General features: G+C 46.5%; 16 protein-coding genes. 6 read left to right on the plus strand and 10 right to left on the minus strand.

Annotation, left to right across the window (positions count from 1 at the left end; genetic code table 11):
• Positions 1 to 5 precede the first annotated feature (5 nt).
• Positions 6 to 800 carry a YfkD famly protein gene (locus MOB98_RS15980; RefSeq protein ID WP_268360934.1) on the minus strand — a complete coding sequence of 265 codons (795 nt, stop codon included), beginning with the start codon at positions 798 to 800 and terminating at the stop codon, positions 6 to 8.
• Positions 801 to 870: 70 nt separating this feature from the next.
• Positions 871 to 1,926: a calcium/proton exchanger gene (cax, locus tag MOB98_RS15985; protein ID WP_268360935.1), complete on the minus strand. Its 1,056-nt coding sequence runs from the start codon at positions 1,924 to 1,926 to the stop codon at positions 871 to 873.
• 167 nt (positions 1,927 to 2,093) lie between these two features.
• Between cax and MOB98_RS15990 the strand changes: the two genes are divergently transcribed.
• Positions 2,094 to 3,269 carry an MFS transporter gene (locus MOB98_RS15990; RefSeq protein WP_268360937.1) on the plus strand — a complete coding sequence of 392 codons (1,176 nt, stop codon included), beginning with the start codon at positions 2,094 to 2,096 and terminating at the stop codon, positions 3,267 to 3,269.
• A 199-nt stretch (positions 3,270 to 3,468) separates the two neighbouring features.
• Here the strand turns inward: MOB98_RS15990 and MOB98_RS15995 are convergent, their stop codons facing one another.
• The 3 genes from MOB98_RS15995 to MOB98_RS16005 are packed head-to-tail and all read right to left on the minus strand — an operon-like array spanning position 3,469 to position 5,129.
• The gene (locus MOB98_RS15995) at positions 3,469 to 4,296 is read right to left on the minus strand and encodes a YihY family inner membrane protein (RefSeq protein ID WP_268360939.1); all 828 of its coding nucleotides are present in this window, start codon (positions 4,294 to 4,296) and stop codon (positions 3,469 to 3,471) included.
• Between the two features lie 24 nt (positions 4,297 to 4,320).
• A complete protein-coding gene (locus tag MOB98_RS16000) occupies positions 4,321 to 4,641 on the minus strand; it encodes a hypothetical protein (RefSeq protein ID WP_268360941.1) in 321 nt (106 codons plus the stop codon).
• A gap of 17 nt (positions 4,642 to 4,658) precedes the next feature.
• Positions 4,659 to 5,129 carry a low molecular weight protein-tyrosine-phosphatase gene (locus tag MOB98_RS16005; RefSeq protein ID WP_268360942.1) on the minus strand — a complete coding sequence of 157 codons (471 nt, stop codon included), beginning with the start codon at positions 5,127 to 5,129 and terminating at the stop codon, positions 4,659 to 4,661.
• 203 nt (positions 5,130 to 5,332) lie between these two features.
• On the opposite strand from MOB98_RS16005, the gene MOB98_RS16010 reads away from it, so the two are divergent.
• Positions 5,333 to 5,548 carry a DUF1128 domain-containing protein gene (locus tag MOB98_RS16010; RefSeq protein ID WP_268360943.1) on the plus strand — a complete coding sequence of 72 codons (216 nt, stop codon included), beginning with the start codon at positions 5,333 to 5,335 and terminating at the stop codon, positions 5,546 to 5,548.
• 168 nt (positions 5,549 to 5,716) lie between these two features.
• A complete protein-coding gene (locus MOB98_RS16015) occupies positions 5,717 to 6,916 on the plus strand; it encodes an MFS transporter (RefSeq protein WP_268360945.1) in 1,200 nt (399 codons plus the stop codon).
• Positions 6,917 to 6,945: 29 nt separating this feature from the next.
• On the opposite strand, the gene yfkM is transcribed toward MOB98_RS16015, so the two are convergent.
• On the minus strand, positions 6,946 to 7,464 hold the full coding sequence (yfkM, locus tag MOB98_RS16020) for a general stress protein 18 (RefSeq protein WP_268360947.1): 519 nt from the start codon (positions 7,462 to 7,464) through the stop codon (positions 6,946 to 6,948).
• 242 nt (positions 7,465 to 7,706) lie between these two features.
• Between yfkM and MOB98_RS16025 the strand changes: the two genes are divergently transcribed.
• On the plus strand, positions 7,707 to 12,095 hold the full coding sequence (locus tag MOB98_RS16025) for a multifunctional 2',3'-cyclic-nucleotide 2'-phosphodiesterase/3'-nucleotidase/5'-nucleotidase (protein ID WP_268360948.1): 4,389 nt from the start codon (positions 7,707 to 7,709) through the stop codon (positions 12,093 to 12,095).
• Positions 12,096 to 12,129: 34 nt separating this feature from the next.
• Here MOB98_RS16025 and MOB98_RS16030 read toward each other — a convergent pair whose 3' ends face one another.
• The 4 genes from MOB98_RS16030 to treP all read right to left on the minus strand — a co-directional run bounded on the left by MOB98_RS16030 (position 12,130) and on the right by treP (position 16,843).
• Positions 12,130 to 12,795, minus strand: a complete 666-nt coding sequence (locus MOB98_RS16030) for an NAD(P)H-dependent oxidoreductase (RefSeq protein ID WP_268360949.1) — start codon at positions 12,793 to 12,795, stop codon at positions 12,130 to 12,132.
• A 139-nt stretch (positions 12,796 to 12,934) separates the two neighbouring features.
• Complete coding sequence (gene treR, locus MOB98_RS16035) at positions 12,935 to 13,651, minus strand: trehalose operon repressor (protein ID WP_268360950.1); 717 nt, start codon at positions 13,649 to 13,651, stop codon at positions 12,935 to 12,937.
• A gap of 20 nt (positions 13,652 to 13,671) precedes the next feature.
• Entirely contained in the window at positions 13,672 to 15,360 is a 1,689-nt protein-coding gene (gene treC / locus MOB98_RS16040; RefSeq protein ID WP_268360952.1) for an alpha,alpha-phosphotrehalase, read from the minus strand.
• Positions 15,361 to 15,430: 70 nt separating this feature from the next.
• Entirely contained in the window at positions 15,431 to 16,843 is a 1,413-nt protein-coding gene (gene treP / locus MOB98_RS16045; protein ID WP_268360954.1) for a PTS system trehalose-specific EIIBC component, read from the minus strand.
• A 191-nt stretch (positions 16,844 to 17,034) separates the two neighbouring features.
• On the opposite strand from treP, the gene MOB98_RS16050 reads away from it, so the two are divergent.
• Positions 17,035 to 18,576, plus strand: coding sequence for a spore germination protein (locus tag MOB98_RS16050; protein ID WP_268360955.1), 1,542 nt, complete (start codon positions 17,035 to 17,037; stop codon positions 18,574 to 18,576).
• The gene (locus tag MOB98_RS16055; RefSeq protein WP_268360956.1) at positions 18,557 to 19,711 is read left to right on the plus strand and encodes a Ger(x)C family spore germination protein; all 1,155 of its coding nucleotides are present in this window, start codon (positions 18,557 to 18,559) and stop codon (positions 19,709 to 19,711) included. Before MOB98_RS16050 ends, MOB98_RS16055 begins: the two co-directional genes overlap by 20 nt.
• Positions 19,712 to 19,721 lie beyond the last annotated feature (10 nt).

Below are 19,721 nucleotides of genomic sequence, written 5' to 3' on the forward strand. Positions count from 1 at the left end.
TTTATTTATCTTGGCTGCGAGGAAAGCTGAAAGCCAAACGTGACGTGATCTTGAACCGGAATCCAGGCGCCGATTCCCTGTGATGTGACATTCTTCACGACAAGTTTTCGTTTATTCCCCTTCAGCACTAAGTACACTTCTCCGTAAGTCACTTTTCCTTTTTCATTCACAGCCGGTGCATATGCGTTTAGATAACCTAATTTTTTAGGAGCTACTTTATAAATTTGATCCCGTTTCGTGCCCGCTCCGACGACCGTTTCAAATGCCAGCGGAAGATTCGTTTTCTTCATCGCTTTCAGCATCATCATGCTTCTGACATCTTCGGCATTTGGAACCTTAGCTGTGAGTCCGCCCTTCACTTTGTACTGCTGTTCCTGGGCATAATGCATTTCAGCCGTTTCTTTCCCGCCGCGGTTATCCGCACGGTTTGTATTGATTTTTTTATATTCCCAGTTCGCGACTGTTTCATTTGATTCATAGCCGAGCGCCCATTTCCCGAGAAATATTGTCGCCCGATAGCCAACCGCAAGCGGTGTGCCGGATATGTTGGACTCATTCAGCATTTTGATAAGGTGCGGGTTTTCAATCTTCACCTCAGAATGATCGAGCAATTCCTTTGCCAGTTTACTCGGCTGAAGCATCGGCTGATCCTGTGAAGCATTTGGATACGTGTTTTCCTTCGAAATGCTTGCTACAGAATTAGGAACCTTAAACTGCTTTTTCGCGTGGATAGGCTGAACGCCGAAAAAACTAAAGAATAACAACACAATAAGTGTGGAATGAAATAGCTTTTTCATCATATCACTCTTTCTATGGCATTTTCCCTTAGTCTTTTCATCCCGCATTGTTGTTATCCATCATTTTTTCAGGTTAAAGCAGGAAAAAGCCGATCGCCATAATGATATAGGCGGCAAGCAGGGTTGCTCCTTCAAACCAGTTGGAATCGCCGTCATTCGAAATGGCGATCATTAAGAGAACGGCTGATACCATCGCAACAAGCTCCGGCAGTGTAAAGACAAGCGGCATGCTTACCGGGAAAAAGATGGAACAAATGACGAGAACCGGCGCGACAAACATAGCAATCTGCAGCGTCGAGCCGACTGCGATTTCAACTGCAATATCCATTTTATTTTTGTAGGCCATAATAATCGCGGACGCGTGCTCCGCGGCATTACCGACAATCGCAACGATAATGACCCCGATAAACAGCTCGCTCCATCCGAACTGCTCTGCCACCGAGTGAAAGGTGTGGACCAGGTTTTCGGATATGTATGCCACGGCAATCGTTGCTGCAAACAAAACAATTGTGGCAATCTTCCCTGACCATTCCGGCTCCTCCTCTTCCACATGCTGGGCGGCATTGTTCGGCTGATATACACCGCGGTGCGTGACGAGTTTAAAGTACAGAGCCGCTACATACAACAGAATCAAAATGATGCTGATTCCAATGCTTAAATTGAGCTTGCTGACGTCGCCCATACCAACGGAAAATACCTCCGGAATGACAAAAGCGACAATGATGGCAAAAATCAAAAGTCCTGAATTATGGCGGGCATCATGGATGTTAAATTCCTGACGCTTATATTTTAAACCGCCGACAAAAAATGATAGGCCCGCGACCAGCAGCAGGTTCCCCAGCACTGACCCGGTTAAAGAGGCAAGCACGATCCCGGTCAAACCTTCCTTTAATGCAAAAATGGAAATGATCAGCTCAACCGCATTTCCGAATGTCGCGTTCAACAATCCGCCGATTCGCGGGCCGGCAATGATGGACAGCGCTTCCGTCGCTCTCCCCATATAGCTCGCAAGGGCGATAATCGTTACACAATAGACGGCAAAAAGAATGGCAGAAGGCCAATGCATGAAACTGCCGATCACAGAAAGCGGTATCCCCGCTGCTACTAAAATAAAAAAGATACGATTCATGGTGAGTTAACTCCTTTTGTATGACTTGTTTTATTTTTATTCTTCACAAAAATCATCATGATTACACGAGGTCAAATGTTTACTGTGATATAGGCTTTTTTCAGGTTGCCTGGTTTTGGAAATCGTTGTACGATCAACATAGATTCCATATAAGGAGAACAAACACGATGTCACGATTTCATTTTTTTATCCTTGTCTTGCTCGTTTCCATTTCCGGATTTTCACAAGGCATGCTGCTGCCTGTCATCTCGATTATTTTTGAAACAAATGGGGAATCGGCTGCCATCAACGGCCTGCACGCGACCGGACTGTATATCGGCGTGCTTTTGGCTTCGCCGTTTATGGAAGCGCCGCTCAGAAAGCTCGGATTCAAGCCGCTGATTGTTATTGGCGGAAGCATTGTGATTGTAAGCTTGTTCGGATTTATTTGGCTTCAGTCCGTTTGGATCTGGTTCCTGCTTCGTCTGTTCATCGGAATCGGCGACCACATGCTTCATTTTTCTACACAAACGTGGGTGACCTCCATGTCAACAAAACAAAACCGCGGAAGAAATCTGTCTGTTTACGGGCTTTCCTTCGGCCTTGGTTTTGCTGCGGGCCCGTTCATGGTTCCGTTTGTCAAGCTGAGCCCGGCGCTTCCTTTTATCGTGTCCGGCTGCTTCAGCCTGTTTGCATGGCTTTTTGTTTTCTTTCTACAAAATGCATACCCGGAAACTAGTCCTTGCGAAACCAAATCAGACAATAGTTTCAGGCGGTTTTATCAAGCCATGCTGTTTGGATGGGTTGCCTTTATGCCTACATTTGGCTATGGCTTTCTGGAGACGGCGCTAAACGGAAGCTTTCCGGTATACGCGCTACGGCTGGGGATCTCAGTAGATGCGGTGGCACTGATCCTTCCCGCATTTGCGATTGGAAGCATTATTTTTCAGTTTCCGCTCGGCATCCTCAGCGATAAATACGGGCGGCGGAATGTGCTGCTTGTCATTTTACTGACAGGGGCGCTCTGCTTTTTCATCGCCGGCGTATTCCCTTTGCCTTTCGTCATCGGCTGCTGCTTTTTTATCGCGGGAATGGCAGTCGGATCAACCTTTACACTTGGCATCAGCTATATGACAGATCTTCTTCCGCCGCACCTGCTGCCGGCGGGGAACCTGCTTTGCGGCATTACATTCAGTCTCGGCAGCATTCTTGGCCCGATTGCCGGAGGCTGGTATATGCAGACATTTGAAAGCGCAAACTTATTTTATTTCATTACGCTCACGCTTAGCGTTGTGTGGCTGGCCCTTGTGCTGGGTAAACCGAAAAGCTGGTCGCCGGCTGAAACCTATTCTTCATCTTCCTAATTAAAAAGCCTCCTGACATAGTGTCAGGAGGCTTTTATGCTAATGATAGCCGTTTTGTCCGTTGGCGCTTCCGCTTGTTTTATTGCTTGATTTGCTTTTCGAATTTTGTTTGTTGTGGCTTCCGCCTTTTTTCGTATGCTTGGTCATTACGATAGCCCCCCCGACATCTTTTTGAACCGCAGTTCGTTTATAGGGTGTGCTATTGATAGGGATTTTCATCAGGAAGCTTTTTACGTTTATGTAAAAGAGCGTTGATTTCTCCTCCCAGGATAATCAAGATGCCGCTCAAGTAAAACCAAATCATCAGGACGATAATTCCCCCGATGCTTCCATATGTGGCGCTGTAGTTCGCAAATGTGCTGACATAAAATGAAAACAAGGTGCTGACAACGATCCAGCCGATCGTCGCAAACACCGCACCCGGCATGACAAAGCGGAGGGACAGCTTTTTGTTCGGCGCGATGACATACAGGGCGGAAAAGACGATCAGCAGCACAAGCGGGCTGACACCCCAGCGAACCGCCTCCCAAACGGATAAAAACAGGTCCGATGCGCCGACAAAGTCTGAAGCGAGTATCCCGATCTGGCGGCCAAATACCGGCAGAAGCAAGGCTACTAAAATGGTAAATACCATGGCGATTGTCAGAAAAATTGAGGTTAGACGAACAATGATAAAAGAGCGGTTTTCCTCCACATCATACGCATGATTTAACGATCGGACGATGGCGTTCATTCCATTAGACGCAGACCATAAAGCCGCGATAATCCCGAATGACAGCAAACCGCCATTTCGATTATTTAAGGTTTGATGGGTAATGGATTCAACGAGGGACATCGCACTGTCGGGAGCATATTGTTCGACAACTCCCAGCACATCATCGGTAGAAAGCGGAAGATATGCGGTGAGCGTCAGCATAAAAATTAAAAACGGAAACAGTGACAATAGAAAAAAATACGCCAGCTCCGCTGATTTGCTTTGCCCCTCATGAAGGGTGTATCGGCTGAAAAGCTCTTTCAAAAAATTCATGTCCGTCTCACCTCACATGTTTGATCATTTTTTTGTAAAATGCTCTTTTGTTTCTTGCACAAGCTCCATCACTTGCGGCGTTGTTTTCTTCAGCTCTTTCACTTGCTGATTCACAAAGCCGACTTCATCTGAAAGCGTTTGGGCGAGCTTCTTGGCCTTATCCACTTTTGTGATTATGGTATTTTTCAGCAGTTCTGGATTGCTTTTGTACAGTGAAAGTTTATGCTTGCATGTCAGCCATCTCATGCCGCATGCCTGTCTTGTCGGCTTATGGAGCAGCGATAACGCCGCGCCTGCCGCAGCTCCGAGAAATATACCTTTCAGCATTAAACGTTCATTGTTCATGCAAATTCTCCTTTCACTCACAATTGTTTTTCTTTTTGAATGGATGCAAGCAGATGCTCACAACCCGATTTGATTAATTGGGAGACCTCTTCAAAGTTCCCTGTGTAGTAAGGATCGGGAACGTCGGCAAGATCTGAATCTTCAACATAGTCCAAAAGCCTTTTGATATGCGGGGTGTTCTTAAAACCCGCCATGCTTCTGAGGCTCCCGATATTTTCTGCATCCATCGCAATGATGTAATCAAAATCAGACAGATCCTGTTCGCTGACTTGACGCGCCAGCATGCCCTCAAAGCTGATTCCTTCTCTGCGCAATATCTCCTGCGTTCCTTCATGCGGCGGTTTGCCGATGTGCCACCCACCGATACCGGCTGAGTCCGTCTTGATTTTCCCCTCTAAACCTTTTTGGGCTGCCAAGTCCCGAAAAATCGCTTCCGCCATCGGAGACCGGCAAATGTTTCCCAAACAAACAAATAATACGCTTACCATGTTGTGCAACCTCCCTATTCTTTGCCCATATTTCTCTTAAAAGAAACCTTCATGAATATCTTAGTAGGATGTTCATTTTCTTTTCAACTGATGTCTCCACTTTTTTGAAATCAACGGGCAGCTTTTAGAATAGGGTTTTTTTCTGAACGAATTCTGTTAGAATAAAACATACCGAATCTCGCGTAAAGAAAGGATGGAGCCATTTGTCCAGCCCAAATACAGAAACGTTAACTCAAATGATTGAAGACATTTCCCAAAAACTGAACATGCTGAATGTCGGCGTGATCAAAGCGGAGGATTTCAGTGATGAAAAGATCGAAGACCTCACGTACCTCCACAGCATGGTGATGAGAAAGGACTCATTCAGCCCAAGTGAAATGCAGGCGATTGCTCAAGAACTTGCCTCACTTCGTAAATAATGGAGACTGGCCGAAAACTCGGCGAGTCTTTTTTATCATTGCCCCAAAACCAAATTTCCTAAAGACAGGCGTCATGTTTAATAAGGAAAACACATTGACTGGCCAAGACATAACGTCTATAACATCAAAAAACAGTCATGCCCGAAAAAGATTTGAAGGAGTACAAGCATGAAAACGACATCTATTAAAACTGCATCCGGAATGTATATCAACTACTTCTTTCTGGGGATGGTCAACATCATTCTCGCATCCAATATGTCCTCTTTAACAAAACAGTGGAATACCGATCCGACCGGCATCAGTTATGTCATTGCCGCTATCGGGTTCGGCAAGCTTCTGACATACGGCATTTCCGGTGTTTTGTCAGATAAGATTGGAAGAAAGCCGCTTGTTGTCGCTTCTGCGGGAATTATGGCCGTCTTTTTAGTCGGTATTCCTTTATCACCGAGCTATGAACTGGCGTTTGTGTTCGCCTTATTAGCCGGAATCGCTAATTCAGCAATGGACGCCGGAACATATCCGGCTTTAACCGAGCTCTTCCCGAAAGCTTCCGGCTCGGCGAATGTTTTGGTCAAAGCCTTTATGTCTGTCGGGGCCGCACTTTTGCCGCTTTTGATCACATTTTTAGCAGACCACAGCATGTTTTACGGATTTGCTTTTTATCTCCCGGCAGCAGTGTATGCGCTGAATATCGTTTATTTATCAACGCTTTCGTTTCCTAAGAAACAGGAGAAGCCAACTAACAGCGGCCACCAGGATTCTCCCGCCTTCTTGTCTGAACCTGTTTTTCAGAAAGAAGGCACTGCACTGATCATTATCGGTTTTACATCAACGGCTTTATTTACCGTTTCTCAAATCTGGCTCCCGAGCTACGCGCAAAAGGCTGCCGGTTTAGCTGAAACAGCATCCGTGCAATTGCTGAGCTATTACAGTATAGGATCTCTGACATCCGTTTTATTATTAGCCCTTCTGCTGAACAGATGGGTTAAGCCAGTCATGATTACGCTCTTGTATCCTGTTATTACGTTATGTACGCTTGCGGTTATGCTGACGGTTCATGTGCCATTGGTGCTGGACATCACCGCCTTTTTCTTAGGATTTTCAACCGCGGGTGTGTTTCAGATTACCATTACATTAATGACAGAGCTTTTTTGGAAGCGAAAAGGAACCGTTACCGGCATTGTTGCTACCGCTTCAAGCCTCGCGTCGATTCTGCTGCCGATTGCCACCGGGCTTATCGCACAAGCGGGAGGCACCGCCCATATCTTTATGTTCGACTTCGGCATAGCAGTCATCGGTACAGCTGCAGCCGCCTTCCTGTATTACAGATACAAAAAACTGACGGCTGCTCCACGCTGTCATTCATAAAAAACGGACGCCCTGGGCGTCCGTTTTTCTTATTTCTCAAGCAATGCGAGAGATTCGCGGTTAAATGCCGGAATGTCGTCCGGTGTGCGGCTTGTGACCAATTGATTTTGGCAAACGACCACTTCCTGGTCCACAACGTCGGCACCCGCGTTTTCCATGTCAACACGAATAGACGTATAGCCTGTCGCTTTTCGGCCATCGAGCGCTTTTGCGTTGATTAAGAGCTGCGGGCCGTGGCAAATCGCAAATACCGGTTTTTTGTCAGTCATAAACGCTTTCGTAAATTGGACGAAACGGTCATCTGCGCGAAGCTGGTCTGGTGAAAATCCTCCTGGAATCAAAAGCGCATCAAAGTCTGAAGGGTTGACATCGTCAATGGACGCGTCAACTGTCACTTCCGCGTTCCCCTGCTTGCCTTTTACTGTTTTTCCTTTTTCGTTTTCGATGACAGTCAGTTCATGTCCCGCTTCTTTAAAAGCTTTCGCTGGTTCCGTGTACTCGCTGTCCTCAAAATAATCTGTCAAAACAACTGCAATTTTTTTCCCCATGATTCATAACCTCCCGCTTAATATGACTACATAAAACACTCTACCCCAGCCACACTAAAATAAACATTCTTCAGATCCGGCATACACTAAGCATAAATACCCAAAATTCATCGATAGATGCCATTACATAATACTCATTTTTCTCCCTTTTACAATAATCATAAAGAAACACCTACAAATAGTTACAAAATATTCTTACAATAGGAGCTGTAACACAAATTTCGTTGAAAGGTGGAGAACTGGTGAGAATACAGAAAAGACGAACACACGTCGGTAACATTCTCCGTATTCTTTTGCCCCCAATTATGATACTTAGCCTAATCCTCCCAACACCACCCATTCATGCAGAAGAAAGCGCGGCTCCTCAAGTGCATCTGAGTATTTTGGCCACGACTGATATTCATGCCAACATGATGGATTACGATTACTACAGCGACAAAGAAACGGCGGATTTCGGGCTGGCGAGGACGGCCCAGCTGATCCAAAAGCACCGCCAGGAAAACCCAAACACCCTGCTCGTTGATAATGGCGACTTGATCCAAGGGAATCCGCTGGGTGAATACGCGGTGAAATATGAAAAAAACGACATTATCTCCGGCTCGAAAACCCACCCGATCATCAGCGTGATGAATGCGCTGAAATACGACGCCGGCACACTGGGCAATCATGAATTCAACTACGGGCTCGATTTTCTCGACGGCACGATCAAGGGAGCCGATTTCCCGATTGTAAATGCCAACGTCAAAACAACAAACGGTGAAAATCGTTTTACGCCGTATGTCATTAAAGAAAAAACCGTCACTGACGAAAACGGCCAAGAACAGAAAGTAAAGGTTGGCTACATAGGCTTCGTCCCGCCGCAAATCATGACGTGGGATAGAAAGAATCTCGAAGGTCAGGTGCAGGTGCAGGATATCGTAGAATCCGCCAATGAAACGATTCCGAAAATGAAGGCGGAAGGCGCAGAGGTTATTATTGCCCTCGCCCACACCGGCATTGAAAAGCAGGCTCAATCGTCAGGCGCAGAAAATGCCGTGTTTGACCTTGCCACCAAAACGAAAGGCATTGACGCCATCATCTCGGGCCATCAGCACGGACTCTTCCCATCCGCCGAGTATGCGGGTGCTGCCCAATTCGATGTTGAAAAAGGGACCATTAACGGCATTCCTGTCGTCATGCCGAGCAGCTGGGGCAAATACTTAGGCGTGATAGACCTCAAACTTGAAAAGACGGACGGCTCATGGAAGGTGGCAGATTCCAAAGGCAGTATTGAATCCATTGCCGGCAATGTCACATCACGAAATGAAACCGTCACAAGCACCATTCAGCAAACACACCAAAACACATTGGAATATGTCAGAAAACCGGTCGGCAAAACAGAAGCAGATATTAACAGCTTCTTTGCACAGGTCAAAGATGACCCATCCATTCAGATTGTGACCGATGCGCAAAAATGGTATGCCGTAAAAGAGATGAAGGATACCGAGTACAAGGACCTGCCGATTTTATCCGCCGGAGCGCCGTTTAAAGCAGGCGGCAGAAACGGAGCCAACTACTATACGAACATTCCGGCCGGTGATCTCGCCATTAAAAACGTCGGTGACTTGTATTTGTACGATAATACCGTTCAGATCGTCAAGCTGACAGGAAGCGAAGTCAAGGACTGGCTGGAGATGGCAGCTGGCCAGTTCAATCAAATTGATCCGTCAAAAGGCGGGGATCAAGCCTTGCTGAATGAGAATTTCCGCTCCTATAATTTTGACGTGATGGACGGCGTCACCTATCAGGTAGATGTCACAAAACCGGCGAAATACGATGAGAACGGAAAAGTGATCAATGCGAACTCATCCCGGATCATCAATCTTTTCTATGAAGGCAAACCGATCAGCCCAAACCAGGAATTTCTCGTTGTCACCAATAATTATCGTGCGTCCGGAGGCGGCGGATTCCCTCACCTGACGAGCGATAAGATTGTTCACGGCTCTGCGGTTGAAAACAGGCAGGTGCTGATGGATTATATTATCGAACAAAAAACAGTTAATCCAAAAGCAGACAATAACTGGTCAATCGCGCCTGTTTCCGGAACCAATTTGACGTTTGAATCCTCGCTTTTGGCCAAGCCGTTTGCCGATAAAGCAGACGATGTCGCTTATGTAGGCGAATCTGCAAATAATGGCTATGGTGTGTACAAGCTGCAATTCGATGATGACCCAGCTCCTGATCCTCCTAAAGACGGACTGTGGGACCTGACTGTCATGCACACCAATGATACGCACGCCCACCTCGATAACGCAGCGAGACGAATGACGAAAATTAACGAAGTACGAAATGAAACAGACCATCACATTCTCCTTGATGCAGGAGACGTGTTTTCCGGGGATCTGTATTTCACAAAATGGAACGGTTTAGCCGATTTGAAAATGATGAATATGATGGGCTATGACGCCATGACCTTCGGAAACCACGAGTTTGATAAAGGGCCGGCAGTGCTTTCTGATTTTCTCAGCGGAAACAGCACAACCGTCGACCCGGCGAACCGCTATCACTTTGAAGCACCTGAATTTCCGTTCGTCAGCGCTAACGTAGATGTGTCAAATGAGCCTAAGCTTGCATCGTATGTCAAAAAGCCGCAAACCTTTAAGGCAGGTGAAAAGAAAGAGCCCGGCATCCACCCTTACATTCTGTTAGATGTTGACGGTGAGAAGGTCGCCGTATTCGGACTGACAACCGAAGATACGGCCACCACATCAAGCCCGGGCAAAAGCATCGTTTTCAATGATGCCTTTGAAACAGCACAAAACACCGTCAAAGCGATTCAAGAAGAAGAAAAAGTAAACAAAATTATTGCTTTAACCCATATCGGGCATAACCGAGACCTTGAGCTAGCCAAAAAAGTTAAAGGCATTGACTTGATCATCGGCGGACACACCCACACCCTCGTTGATAAAATGGAGGTCGTGGACAACGAAGAGCCGACGATCGTGGCGCAGGCCAAAGAATACGGCCAATACTTGGGACGTGTTGATGTCGCGTTTGATGAAAACGGTGTGGTGCAAACAGACAAATCAAATCTGAGCGTGCTGCCGATTGATGAACATACAGAAGAAAACGCAGAAGCAAAAAAAGAGCTCGATCAGTTCAAAACTGAATTAGAGGACGTGAAAAATGAAAAAGTCGGCTACACGGATGTCGCGCTTGACGGCCAGCGTGAGCATGTGCGCACGAAGGAAACCAATCTCGGAAACTTCATTGCGGACGGCATGCTGGCAAAAGCGAAAGAAGCAGCCGGCGCCAGAATCGCGATAACAAATGGCGGCGGCATCAGAGCCGGCATTGACAAAGGCGACATCACACTCGGCGAGGTGCTGAACGTGATGCCGTTCGGCAACACGCTTTACGTGGCCGATTTGACCGGAAAGCAAATCAAAGAAGCCCTTGAACAAGGCTTAAGCAATGTGGAAAACGGAGGCGGCGCCTTCCCTCAGGTGGCCGGAATCGAATATACCTTTACCTTAAACAACGAACCTGGACACCGTGTTTTAGACGCGAAAGTCGAATCGCCTAACGGAGACAAAGTTGATCTGAATACGGATGATACCTACCGCGTGGCAACGAATAATTTTGTCGGCGCTGGAGGAGACGGATACTCTGTCTTCACAAAGGCATCCCATGGTGAAGACCTTGGCTACGTGGATTATGAGATTTTCACTGAACAGCTGAAAAAACTAGGAAACAAGGTCTCTCCTAAAATCGAAGGACGCATCAAAGAAGTCTTCCTGCCGACAAAGCAGAAGGACGGCAGCTGGACACTTGATGAGGACAAATTTGAGATTTATGCTAAAAATGCAAATACGCCGTTTGTCTATTATGAAACACCTGAAGGATCTCAAGAGAAGCCTATTAATCTAAAAGTGAAAAAAGACCAGGTCAAACGTTTAAAAGAAAGAGAGTCAGATCCTTCATTGACGGTGTTCAACTACTGGTACAGCATGAAGCTGCCAATGGCAAATCTCAAAACCGCCGATACTGCAATTGGGATCAAATCTACGGGAGAATTGAATGTTTCACTGGCAGATGTATATGACTTTACAGTGAAACAAAAAGGAAAAGAAATAAAATCATTCAAGGAGCCTGTGCAGCTTTCGCTTCGCATGTTTGATATTGAAGAAGCCCATAACCCTGCGATTTACCATGTTGACCGGAAAAAGAAAGCATTCACAAAGACAGAAAACGGATCAGTTGACAATGATATGGTGACAGGATATACAAACCACTTCAGCGAATACACGATCTTAAATTCCGGTGAAAACAACAAACCGCCGGCATTCCCAACCGATCAGCCGACAGGCGGTGATGACGGCAACAATGGCGGAGGCTCCGACAAACCCGGCGGAAAACAGCCGACTGATGGAAACGGAGGACATGATACACCGCCCGGCACTGAACCGACAAACGGCTCTGGAGGAAACGGATCGGGCGGATCAGGTGCAGACGACCCGGCTGGCGGCCTGCTACCGGACACAGCCACCTCCACGTACTCGATCCTCTTGGCCGGATTTCTGATCAGTGCACTCGGAACAGCTATGTACTGGCATCAGAGAAGAAAACAGAATAAAGCGAATCAGGCATAAAAAAGAGCTGCTCGTTATCGAGCAGCTTTCTTTATTACACCCACTTCACAACATCTTCAACAGCAGATCTTGTTTTCGGGCGAGGGTCTCTCACACGGTAGCCGAACGCCACCATCACAGAAATATCGAAGCTTCCGTTTTCCAGCAGGCCTTCTTCTTCAAGAATGCGGTGAATGTGGTCATACTGGAAGCCTTCGATAGGGCAAGAATCAACACCGATTTGCGCAGCGGCAGTCATCATGTTGCCAAGCGCGATATAGGTTTGTTTGGATGCCCAGTCAAACAGTGTTCTATCACTTTCAAGCAAATGCAAATCATTTTTCTGGAAATCTTCTGTTTTGCTGAGATAGCCTTCGTATACGTCCTGAGGCATTTGTTTTACTTCTTTTAAATGACGTTTGATGTAATCCGCATTATATTTGATATCCTTCGCTGTACGCGCAAGAATCAGGACGAAATGGCTTGCGGTCGGAAGCTGCTTTTGTGCGCCCCATGTGTATTCGCGAAGCTTCTCGCGGAATTCCGGATTTTGCACGACGACAAATTTCCAAGGCTCAAGGCCAAGTGAGCTCGGAGACAGTCTTCCTGTTTCTAAAATAAATTCAAAATCACTGTCTGATACTTTTTTATTCGGGTCAAATTCCTTTGTTGCATGTCTGAAATGGTATGCATCGAGAATTTGTTTCTTTAGATCTGCCATGTTAAACACCTCTCCTTTTGGTTACTCTCATCTCTATTGTAGCCATTATGATAAAAAGTAAAAGTACGCACATTTTTGTTGGATAGTATCAATTTTGATACCAACAAAAAAAGCGCGCTGCCGCAGGCAGGCGCTACTTTCATTTTCCCCGCCTAGCAAAATCGACAAATCGGAATTTGTCCAGGCGGTGTCTGCTTTCCGTATATTGAAACAGGCTCGTATCCTCCAAAAAGACGTAGTTTCTCACCACGACCATATGGTCATAGCCGCGTAAATCAAGCAGCTCCCTGTCTTCATCCGTACACGGCTCGGCAACAATTTCTTTTTGGGCATAACTGATTGAAAGACCCAGTTCCCCTTCTATATATTCATATATAGAGTTTTCACAAATTTCTTTCGTCAGGTGCAGCACATGCTTTCTAAAAAAGTAATCCTTGTCCAAAATCACATGTTCCCCGTCAATTTTTCTTGACCTGATGACCTCCCAAATATCGTCTTCCGGCTGAGCCCGAAGCTGTTTTTGGATGAGCTCTGACGGAGGCTCCAGCCCGAATTTGTGTACAGTTGTTTTCGTTTCTTTGCCAAGCGTTTGCGCGAGCTCCTTGAAGCTGACAAGGCCTGATACGGGAAATTGCATTTTTTCACGGTTGAGGACGACGGAGCCCTTCCCTCTGATTTTCTGGATATAGCCGTTTTGCGCAAGCATGTGAAGCGCCTTTCGGACCGTTTCTCTCGATGTACTGTATTGTGCGGCCAACTCGTGTTCAGAGGGAAGAATCTCCTCCGCTTTCCATCGGCCGCCTTCAATTTGCTGTGCGATGTCTTTATAGATTGTGATGAATTTGTTCACCTTCATTATGGACCACCCAGCTTAGTTTAACACGGTTTCGTTAAACGATAAACAATGGACTCATACGGACGGAGCGTCATGTTCTGCAGCTGTTCCCTCACATCATCGTTCGTCAGCAGCACCTCTGCCTTCCATTCGTCAGGCTTTATAGAGTCCGGCAGTGTAAAGGCTGCCTCTCTTCCGTAAAAATTATTGATCACAAGCAGCTTTTCATTGCTGCCGTGTCTGAGATACGCAAAAATGTTCGGGTCATCCTTTGCAATGCACTCATACGTCCCATCTGTCACTATGTCATACGTTTTACGAATCTGAATCAGCTTTTGATAATGGTAAAACACCGAGTTTTGGTCCTTCAGCGCCGCTTCGGCATTGATTTCCCGATAGTTGCCGGCAACCGGTATCCATGGTGTGCCCGTTGTAAAACCGCCATTCTCCGTAGCATCCCATTGAACAGGCGTTCTGGAATTGTCTCGGGACTTCGCCTGTAAAATCGCATTGATCTCTTGTTCAGCCATTCCCTTTTCCTTAAAGGCGTGATACATGTTCAGCGATTCGACATCCCGGTAGGAGCTGATGTCAGTAAACTTCGGATTTGTCATCCCCAGCTCCTCGCCCTGATAAATATAAGGCGTGCCCTGCATCATGTGAATGGCGGTCGCAAGCATTTTCGCTGATTTCACCCTGTATGCGCCGTCATCTCCATATCTTGATACAACGCGCGGCTGATCGTGGTTGCACCAGAACAGAGCATTCCATCCTCCTCCAGCGTGCATCCCCGTCTGCCACTCGGAGAGGATCTCCTTCAGCTTCAAAAAGTCAAACGGCGCCAAGGCCCATTTTTCACCGTTTGGATAGTCAACCTTGAGATGATGGAAGCTGAACGTCATATCAAGTTCTTTATTGTCGGGATTCGTATACCGGATGCAATGATCTACCGTGGTTGAAGACATCTCACCAACCGTCATGCTGTTATAAAGGGAAAACACCCTTTCGTTCATTTCATGCAGAAATTCGTGCACCCGCGGGCCGTCAGTGTAAAAGGAACGGCCGTCGCCACCATCTTCCGCATTCGGAAAGCGCTGATCCTTAGAAATCAGGTTGATGACATCCAGCCTGAAGCCGTCTATTCCCTTTTCAAACCAAAAATGCATCATGTCATAGACATGCTTTCTGACCTCTTCATTTTCCCAATTCAAATCAGCCTGCGTCACATCAAACAGATGCAAATAGTATTGGCCCGATGCTTCGTCAAGCTCCCAGGCTGAGCCGCCGAATTTCGATTCCCAGTTCGTCGGGGCAGCACCGTTTTCCTGCGGGTTTTTCCATATATAAAAGTCACGGTACGGGCTGTTTTTTGAAGAAATTGCCTCTCGAAACCATTTGTGCTCTGTTGACGTATGGTTGACAACAAGATCCATGACGACTTTCAGGTCTCTTTTATGCGCTTCGGACACTAGCCGCTCAAAATCCTCCATCGTCCCGTATTCAGGATAAATCGAGTAATAATCACGAATATCATATCCATTATCATGCTGCGGTGAATCATAAATCGGTGTCAGCCAAAGCACATCCACCTGAAGTGTTTTTAAGTAATCAAGCTTTTCAATAATGCCGTTTAGATCTCCGACACCGTTTCCTGTCGTATCGTTAAAGCTTTTCGGATAAATTTGATAGACCACAGCTTTTTTCCACCATGGCGTTTGTTCTGTTTTCATCTGTCTCCACCACCATATTTAAATTGACAACGGGAAAAGGGAACGTTCAACACGCCCCGCTCCCCATTGGTTATTTATGTTTGAATCTCGCATACGCGTATGTTCCGGCAAACGGCACGATCAATACAATAGCCATCCCGATAGCAAACGCCCCCCAGTACTGGCTCATGATTGAGAAAATCCCCGGCACGCCGCCGACACCGACGGAGCTTGCCAGCACACCTTGAGAAGAAATATACATTCCGGCCAGCCCTGAGCTGATCATCGCAATAATAAACGGGAACCTGTACCGAAGATTCACCCCGAAAATGGCAGGCTCTGTAATGCCTAAATATGCAGAAATCCCTGATGTGAGGGAGAGGCCTTTTTGTTTCTCATCCTTCACAATAAACATCATGGCCAGTGCAGCCGAACCTTGCGCGATATTAGAAAGCGCCAGCATCGGCCATAAAAATGTGCCGCCAAGCTTTGAGCCGATGAGCTGCAGGTCGACTGCCAGAAACGTGTGATGCATGCCGGTAATTACGAGCGCCGAGTAGAAACCGCCATATAACAAACCGCCCAGCGCGGCAAAAGAACCAAACACCGAGATAAGCCCTGAAGTCAGCACATTTCCAATCGCAAATGTAACCGGACCGATAATAATAAAAGAGGCAAAGCCTGTTACAAGTAGCGTTATCGGTGCGACGACGAGCAGCTGTATGCCTTCAGGTGTTCGCTTTGTTAGAAATACTTCAATCTTCGCCAGCATATAGGAGGCTAACAAAATCGGAAGCACCTGCCCCTGATATCCGACTTTCTGTACCTCAAGTCCGAACAAATTCCATACCGGAATCTTTCCGCTTTGTTCTGCGGCCCCGTAGCCCCACGCGTTCAGCAAATCAGGATGCACGAGCATCACGCCGAGCACAATGCCAAGCAGCGGATTGCCGCCAAACCGTTTGACCGCAGACCAGCCGATTAGCGCAGGCAGAAACGTAAAGGCTGTGCCCGCAATCAGGTTAATCATATTAGCAAGATCAGCCCATTGCGGATAGACCTGCACAATCGATTTGGTGCTGAAGAAAATGCCCTGAGCCGTTAAAATGTTGTTGATCCCCATCAAGAGGCCCGCCGTGACAATCGCAGGCAATATGGGAATAAAAATATCTGCAAGCGTTTTCACAGCACGCTGAAAAGGATTCATATTTTTTTCTGAAGCCTTCTTCACTTCATCCTTTGTTGACTCGCCAATCCCCGTTTCCTTGGCCAGTTCAGCATATACTTTGTTGACCGTTCCCTGGCCGATTACGACCTGAAATTGCCCGTTTGTCGAAAACGACCCCTTTACAACGTCAATTTGATCAAGTTCCTCTTGGTCAACCTTGCTCTCATCTATTAATGCAAAACGCAAACGTGTCACACAATGAGTTGCCGCTGCAATATTTTCAGCACCGCCGACTGCTTCGACAATCTGCCGTGCCGATCTGTTCAGTTCCCCCATGCCAACCCCTCCGTATTCGTTGATAACTTGTATATACAACTTATGATTATATTGTATTCTTGTATATACATGCAGTCAACAATTTTTTATAGCGCTTTCATCCTAGTCCGGAATATCTGAAACAGACAAGGTTACCCTAAAAGTCACGAGCACTTATTAAATAAAGACATTGAAAAAGCAGGGTGACCCTCATGAATAAACACGACAAAGCGCTGCAGCTCATCAAAGAGCTTGAAGACAATCAGGACAGGCCGATTTCTCCCGATTTGAAGGAAAACCTCGATCATCTGACTTTATTAACAGAAGGCTGCTCAGACATTGTTTTTAGACAATTTGATTTTGGAAGCGGACTGTGTGGATTTATTGTTTATATCGAAGGAATTGTAAAATCTGAACACATACAGGATCACGCTCTCCGTCCTTTCTTAAGGCATTTGACAGACCAGATAGAAGAACATGAAGAAGCGCTGCAAAATACACTATCGATTTCAAGCGTCACGGCAGAAACAAGCTTATCTAAAGTGGCTTCATCCATCATTGAAGGAAACGCGGTTTTATTTGCCGACAAACATTCAAAATGCCTGATCTTAAAAATAAAAGGCGGGCAAAGAAGAAGCATCGAAGAACCGATAACGGAATCGACCATCAGAGGATCGCGAGAGGGCTTCACTGAAAGCCTCAGGGTTAATACAGCCCTTGTGCGCTTTCGGGTCAAAACGTTTCAGCTCAAAATGCTCTCTTTTAAAATCGGCACCAAAACCAAAACCGACATTGTCTTGGCCTATATTGACGGGCTTGCGGATCCAAAGGTCATTGACAAAGTGAAAAAGAGAATCAAAAACATCAAGATTGATTCCGTGTTAGAAAGCGGATATATTGAGGAGTTTATCGAGGACGACACGTACTCTCCTTTCCCCCAGCTGCAATACACGGAAAGGCCCGATACCGTTGCCGCCCAGCTGCTCGAAGGCCGTTTTGCCATTTTTACAGATAATACGCCTTTTGTCTTAACAGGCCCAATTACGTTTTGGCAGCTGATGCAGGCCAGTGAAGACTACTATGAGCGTTATTTGATGTCTAACTTAATCCGCTGGCTTCGCTATATGTTTTTATTCGTTGCTTTATATTTGCCGGCTATTTATGTTGCCGTTATTACATACCATCAGGACTTAATGCCGACAAACTTAATGTTCAGCGTGGCATCTGCGCGTGAACCGATTCCTTTCCCCGCCATCGTGGAGGCATTGATTATGGAAATCTCCTTTGAGGCTCTCCGTGAAGCGGGGGTGCGCCTCCCGAAAACCATCGGCCAGACCGTCAGCATTCTCGGCGCACTGGTCATCGGGACAGCCGCAGTTGAGGCGGGAATTGTGTCAGCTCCGATGGTGATCATCGTATCGTTAACAGGAATCGCCTCCTTTACGATTCCGCGGTTTAATTTAGCCATCTCCATCAGGATGCTTCGTTTCCCATTTATGTTTTTGGCGAGTATTTTCGGGATATTCGGCATTATGCTCGGCACAATTCTCTTAGTGCTCCATTTATGCAAGCTGCAATCTTTCGGCATTCCTTATTTATCCGGGATTTCTCCGTTTAAACGAGAGGAAGTGAAAGATATTTTTGTTCGGGCGCCGTGGTGGACGATGACCAGAAGGCCGGGCACGTATTCGCGCGGCAATGGACAGAAGGGAGCGAAAAGAGAGGATCCTCAAGATGAAGAAAACAATATATAAGTGTGTTGTGCCGCTTCTCGTTTGTATCCTTCTAACAGGGTGCTGGGACCGTACAGAAATCAATGACATCGCCTTTGTCGTCAGCTCTGCAATTGATAAGAAAAAAGATCAGTACCGAGTAGCCATGCAAATTCCCTTGGTTGGCAAATTAGGTGGACAAACAGGTGGAGGAGGCGGAACTGCCGGTTCAAAGACATGGTATGTGGATTCAGCTTCGGGCACTACGATTAAGGAAGCAAACAGCAAGCTGCAAACTTCCTTGTCCCGGATGATCAATACGTCCCACAGGCGTACGGTCGTGATTGGAGAGGATATGGCAAGGGACGGCGTCGCCCCAGTCTTTGATATGTTAACGCGAAATCCGCAGAACAGATTAACGGCGCTTCTTTTAATCAGCCGGGGAGAAGCGCGGGACATTTTAAACACCGATGTTCAGCTTGAACAGTTTTCGGCGGAAATGATTCGGGAGCTGGCCATTATGGCAACGAGCCGCCCCGTTTTTTTAAGCAGATTCATGTCTGACCTAGTAGAAAAAGGCAGTGATCCATATGCACCGGTCATCTCCGCATCTAAAACAAAGCCTGGAGGGAAAGGCAAGCCCAATTTGAAGATTGACGGACTTGCGATCTTTAAAAAGGACAGATTGATGGATATTTTCAAAGACGAACACATGACAGCAGCCCTGATGTTGCTGAATCAAGCACGGCAGCCAGAATTCATCCTAGACCTGCCCAATCAAATGGGGCAAGCGTCCATTCAGCTTCAAAAGTCCAATGCATCCTTTCATGCGGCTGAAAAAAACGGAAAGCTGTCGATGACAATCGAGATCAGAGCCAAAGGAATTATTATGGAAAACCAATCCACTTATGAGACGAGAGAGAATGACCATTTTTACATCATACAAAAAGCTTTAAACAGAGCTGTTAAAAAAGACGTGATCAGCACCGTTCATCGGCTTCAAAAGCTAAAGGCGGACCCGGCCGGCTTCCAAGACCAAACGATAAGAAGCATGGACATCACGAAGGATCTGCTGAGAAAGGAATGGGATGAGGTCTACAAGGACATGGAGATTCACGTCAACCCAATTGTGACGATTGAGCAAGGCGGTGTCTTGTATAAAACGATCAGCCATTAATGGAGGTGCG

This window comes from Bacillus sp. N13C7, assembly GCF_026790065.1.
Classification (GTDB): domain Bacteria; phylum Bacillota; class Bacilli; order Bacillales; family Bacillaceae; genus Bacillus.

What these genes read in the sequence shown, in the direction of transcription:
- MOB98_RS15980 (WP_268360934.1), bottom strand. Translation starts at nt 800, where the DNA reads ATGATGAAAAAGCTATTTCATTCCACACTTATTGTGTTGTTATTCTTT.
- cax (WP_268360935.1), bottom strand. Translation starts at nt 1,926, where the DNA reads ATGAATCGTATCTTTTTTATTTTAGTAGCAGCGGGGATACCGCTTTCT.
- MOB98_RS15990 (WP_268360937.1), top strand. Translation starts at nt 2,094, where the DNA reads ATGTCACGATTTCATTTTTTTATCCTTGTCTTGCTCGTTTCCATTTCC.
- MOB98_RS15995 (WP_268360939.1), bottom strand. Translation starts at nt 4,296, where the DNA reads ATGAATTTTTTGAAAGAGCTTTTCAGCCGATACACCCTTCATGAGGGG.
- MOB98_RS16000 (WP_268360941.1), bottom strand. Translation starts at nt 4,641, where the DNA reads ATGAACAATGAACGTTTAATGCTGAAAGGTATATTTCTCGGAGCTGCG.
- MOB98_RS16005 (WP_268360942.1), bottom strand. Translation starts at nt 5,129, where the DNA reads ATGGTAAGCGTATTATTTGTTTGTTTGGGAAACATTTGCCGGTCTCCG.
- MOB98_RS16015 (WP_268360945.1), top strand. Translation starts at nt 5,717, where the DNA reads ATGAAAACGACATCTATTAAAACTGCATCCGGAATGTATATCAACTAC.
- yfkM (WP_268360947.1), bottom strand. Translation starts at nt 7,464, where the DNA reads ATGGGGAAAAAAATTGCAGTTGTTTTGACAGATTATTTTGAGGACAGC.
- MOB98_RS16030 (WP_268360949.1), bottom strand. Translation starts at nt 12,795, where the DNA reads ATGGCAGATCTAAAGAAACAAATTCTCGATGCATACCATTTCAGACAT.
- treR (WP_268360950.1), bottom strand. Translation starts at nt 13,651, where the DNA reads ATGAAGGTGAACAAATTCATCACAATCTATAAAGACATCGCACAGCAA.
- treC (WP_268360952.1), bottom strand. Translation starts at nt 15,360, where the DNA reads ATGAAAACAGAACAAACGCCATGGTGGAAAAAAGCTGTGGTCTATCAA.
- treP (WP_268360954.1), bottom strand. Translation starts at nt 16,843, where the DNA reads ATGGGGGAACTGAACAGATCGGCACGGCAGATTGTCGAAGCAGTCGGC.
- MOB98_RS16050 (WP_268360955.1), top strand. Translation starts at nt 17,035, where the DNA reads ATGAATAAACACGACAAAGCGCTGCAGCTCATCAAAGAGCTTGAAGAC.
- MOB98_RS16055 (WP_268360956.1), top strand. Translation starts at nt 18,557, where the DNA reads ATGAAGAAAACAATATATAAGTGTGTTGTGCCGCTTCTCGTTTGTATC.